This window comes from Kitasatospora sp. NPDC047058, from assembly GCF_040643935.1.
In the GTDB taxonomy this organism is placed as follows: Bacteria; Actinomycetota; Actinomycetes; order Streptomycetales; family Streptomycetaceae; genus Kitasatospora.
In genome coordinates this window covers 1-3,034 of sequence record NZ_JBEYVJ010000615.1, presented here as the reverse complement: position 1 = coordinate 3,034, position 3,034 = coordinate 1, and the positions used below count along the sequence as shown (strand labels likewise).

The following is a 3,034-nucleotide window of genomic DNA, read 5'->3' as shown; positions in this document are numbered from 1 at the left end:
CGGCAAGCGCGAACGGGCGGTGCTGCGCCGGCTCTCGGTGTTCGCCGGCGGCTGGACGCTGGAGGACGCCGAGGCGATCTGCGCCGACGCCGCGGTGACGGGTGGTCGGTCGGCGGCCGGTCGGAGGAAGGGGGCATACACCGCCGGTTCGGGGGCAGACGAGGGGACCGGCGGCCTCCCCGGGGGTGGCCGCACCGGACCGAGGAGGAGGAGCGATGGCTCGGATCGAGGAGTCCGTCGAGGTGAACGCGCCGCTTCCGGTGGTGTACGAGCAGTGGACCAGGTACGAGGAGTTCCCGGAGTTCATGCGCGGCGTGGTGCGCGTCGAGCGGACGGCACCCGGAGCCACCCGCTGGGTGGTCGACGCCGTGGGCGTCCACCGGGAGTTCGAGGCCCGTACCACCGAGGTCATCCCGGCGGAGCGGCTCGCCTGGGAGAGCGTGGCCGGCGACGTCCGGCAGGCCGGGGTGGTGACCTTCCACCGGATCGACGAGGACACCACCCGGCTCATGCTGCAGCTGGAGATCGAGCCGCCCGGGCTGCTGGAGCGCCTCGCCGACGCGCTCGGCTTCGTCGACCGCAGGGTCATCGACGACCTGAAGGACTTCAAGGAGCACGTCGAGGCTGGACGCCGGTCCGCCTGACCGGGTACGGCGCCGCGTGCGAGAAGAAGGAGACACGGATGAACGAGGGCATCAACATCTGGGAGTTCCGCACCACCGCCGGCCACACCGCCGGCACCGACCTGATCGGCTTCCACGTCGAGGCCACCGACGGCCCCGTCGGCAAGGTGGACCGGCTGTCCGAGCACGTCGACGCCCAGTACCTGGTCGTGGACACGGGGCCGTGGATCTTCGGCAAGCTCGTGCTGCTTCCGGCCGGAACGGTGATCCGCATCGAGCTCGGCGAGCGGAAGGTGTACGTCGACAGGTCCAAGGACGAGATCAAGAACAGCCCGCCGTACGACGACGGCACGCCCGAGACGGAGCCCGACCTCCGCGACCCCTACTGGCTCTACTACGGCCCGTTCTACGGGAACCGGATCATCTGACCGGTGCGGCGGTCGCGTCCGGCTCCCGGCCGGCCCGGAGACGGCTCAGGGAGTCGGCAGGCCGCCCGGGCGGGCGGGGCCGCCGAAGCGGACCGGCACGCCGGGGGAGTACAGCACGCTCACCGGCGGCCCGACCGGAGCCGGGAGGCCGGCGGCGGTGATCAGCTCGTCCTCGCAGTGAACGAGCTCGGGCCGGTGGAGCGGCCAGCGGGGATGGGTGTTCGGCAGGTACACCGACCGTCCGAAGAAGGTGTTGTGCATGCCCCAGCGGGCGGTCAGGAAGTGTTCGAGGTCACTCGGCTCCACGATCGGCTCGCCGATCCGCACCGCCAGCCGGCTGCGGGCCCCGCGCGGCCCCGGCCAGCGGCGGCTGCTGGTGTAGGCGATGGTGTCCGCCTCGTGCTCGATCGACATCCTCGCCCACTTGTAGGGCAGCCGGAAGGTGCTGCGGGCGACGGCCACCGGCAGCAGCCGGGACGCCTCCAGCGAGCGGAACACCACGCCGCGCCGGCCGTGGCTGTCCACGGAGTAGAGCCGGACGTTGGTCTCCGGGAACGTGCCGAGGTACGGGATCCCCGGGACCTTGAACCAGCCCACCCGGTGCATCCGGAACGCCACCAGCCCGATGTACGTCACCCCGTCGTGGGTGTCCGGCACCGTCCCCGGCGGCAGCAGGGGTGCCACGTCCGCGGGATCGGCGGCCCAGTGGACGAAGGACAGGTCCAGCCACGACTGGGTGAGCAGCGTAGCCGGGACGTCACGCACCGGATCGGGCGTTATCGGCTCCGCGGCGGCGGGAGCGGGGGCGAGGGCGATCGGCATCATTCGAGCCTCGCACATTCGCCGGCCTTTCGAGTGGGCCGGACCCTGCACGCACCGACTGTGAACGACCGACGGTGGATCCGGTGTGACCGAGGCCACGCCGAACCGCCCCGGAGCGCGGCCCGGCGGCCCGGGCCGGCTACCCGGCGGGGATGCCGCGGAGGAGGAACGGCAGGTGGATCCCGTCGGCCAGAGCAGCCAGCGCCTGGGCGGCGCGCGGGTGGTGGCCGGCGGCCATGACGTCGGAGAGACGGTCGTGGTGGATCCAGTGCGCGGCGCGGACGTGGTGGGGCGGGCGGTGCCGGGCGACGACGCTCTCCTGCACGGGGGTGAGGCGGCCACCCCAGTAGACGGAGTCGGAGGCCGTGGTGGGGGGTTGGCCGGTGGTGTGGTCGGCGGCCAGGAGCTGGTGAAGGGAGAGGACGAGGCCGGTGGCGGTCTCGGTGTGGCGGCGGGCGGCGAGGTGGGGGAGTTCGTTGCGCTCGGCGCTGCCGCCGGGGAGGACGTAGCCGTCGGTGCCGGCGGCTTCGAGGAGGAGGACGGCGCCGTCCCGGTTGAGGATCAGGGCATGGTGACCGAGACGCCGACGGGGTGGGTACGGCAACGCGGTTTCCTTTCGGCGCGCGGGAGTTCAAGGGGTCGTCTCCTCGCCGGACCGGTCGGCGTCGGCGGAGAGCCAGGCCACCCATGCGGGGAGCCCGGCGATAATGCCGGTGGCGAGGATCAGCCCGAAGATGAGAAGTCGCGGCCCGAGCGGCCCGTCGCGGATCGGCCAGCAGACGAGCGCGGCGGTGAGGGTGCTGAGGGCGGGGACGGTGATGATCGCCGTCAGGAGCCCGCCGGCCGGGCTCACGCCGAGGGGTCGTTCACGCGGGGCCGGCTCGCGCGCTGGACGGCGCGGTAGCGGGGGACGTTGAGGCGCCGGAGGTGCACGGGGTCCGTGGTCCACTCGCAGCCGCCCGCCTCGGGCCGCAGGTAGGCGAGGCCGTTGAGGGTGGCCATGTAGACGCCCTCGGAGGGCTGCCCGGTGACCGTCCGGTGGGCGAGGTCGTGGACGATCTCGCCCACCTTGGGCTGGTAGGAGGGCGTGCGGGGGCGGCTGGGCATGGTGGCTCCGTCGGTAGCTCTGGGCGGTTGGGCCGTTACGACCTGTGTCCATGG

6 protein-coding genes are annotated in these 3,034 nt (G+C 72.9%); 2 read left to right on the top strand and 4 right to left on the bottom strand.

Annotated elements, in window-relative coordinates; genetic code table 11:
• Positions 1-215 precede the first annotated feature (215 nt).
• Complete coding sequence (locus ABZ885_RS38335; protein WP_360199392.1) at positions 216-644, top strand: SRPBCC family protein; 429 nt, start codon at positions 216-218, stop codon at positions 642-644.
• A gap of 38 nt (positions 645-682) precedes the next feature.
• Positions 683-1,051, top strand: coding sequence for a PRC-barrel domain-containing protein (locus ABZ885_RS38330; RefSeq protein WP_360199390.1), 369 nt, complete (start codon positions 683-685; stop codon positions 1,049-1,051).
• A 45-nt stretch (positions 1,052-1,096) separates the two neighbouring features.
• On the opposite strand, the gene ABZ885_RS38325 is transcribed toward ABZ885_RS38330, so the two are convergent.
• From ABZ885_RS38325 to ABZ885_RS38310, 4 genes are all read right to left on the bottom strand, one after another.
• Positions 1,097-1,873, bottom strand: coding sequence for a DUF2071 domain-containing protein (locus tag ABZ885_RS38325; protein ID WP_360199388.1), 777 nt, complete (start codon positions 1,871-1,873; stop codon positions 1,097-1,099).
• A gap of 139 nt (positions 1,874-2,012) precedes the next feature.
• Positions 2,013-2,477: an NUDIX domain-containing protein gene (locus ABZ885_RS38320; protein ID WP_360199386.1), complete on the bottom strand. Its 465-nt coding sequence runs from the start codon at positions 2,475-2,477 to the stop codon at positions 2,013-2,015.
• Between the two features lie 27 nt (positions 2,478-2,504).
• Positions 2,505-2,726, bottom strand: coding sequence for a hypothetical protein (locus ABZ885_RS38315; protein ID WP_360199384.1), 222 nt, complete (start codon positions 2,724-2,726; stop codon positions 2,505-2,507).
• A complete protein-coding gene (locus tag ABZ885_RS38310; RefSeq protein ID WP_360199382.1) occupies positions 2,723-2,980 on the bottom strand; it encodes a hypothetical protein in 258 nt (85 codons plus the stop codon). The genes ABZ885_RS38315 and ABZ885_RS38310 overlap by 4 nt, the downstream gene beginning before the upstream one ends.
• Between the last annotated feature and the right edge of the window lie 54 nt (positions 2,981-3,034).

Excerpts from the sequence above, each read along its gene's own strand:
- ABZ885_RS38325 (WP_360199388.1), bottom strand. The coding sequence starts at position 1,873 with ATGCCGATCGCCCTCGCCCCCGCTCCCGCCGCCGCGGAGCCGATAACG.
- ABZ885_RS38335 (WP_360199392.1), top strand. The coding sequence starts at position 216 with ATGGCTCGGATCGAGGAGTCCGTCGAGGTGAACGCGCCGCTTCCGGTG.
- ABZ885_RS38310 (WP_360199382.1), bottom strand. The coding sequence starts at position 2,980 with ATGCCCAGCCGCCCCCGCACGCCCTCCTACCAGCCCAAGGTGGGCGAG.
- ABZ885_RS38330 (WP_360199390.1), top strand. The coding sequence starts at position 683 with ATGAACGAGGGCATCAACATCTGGGAGTTCCGCACCACCGCCGGCCAC.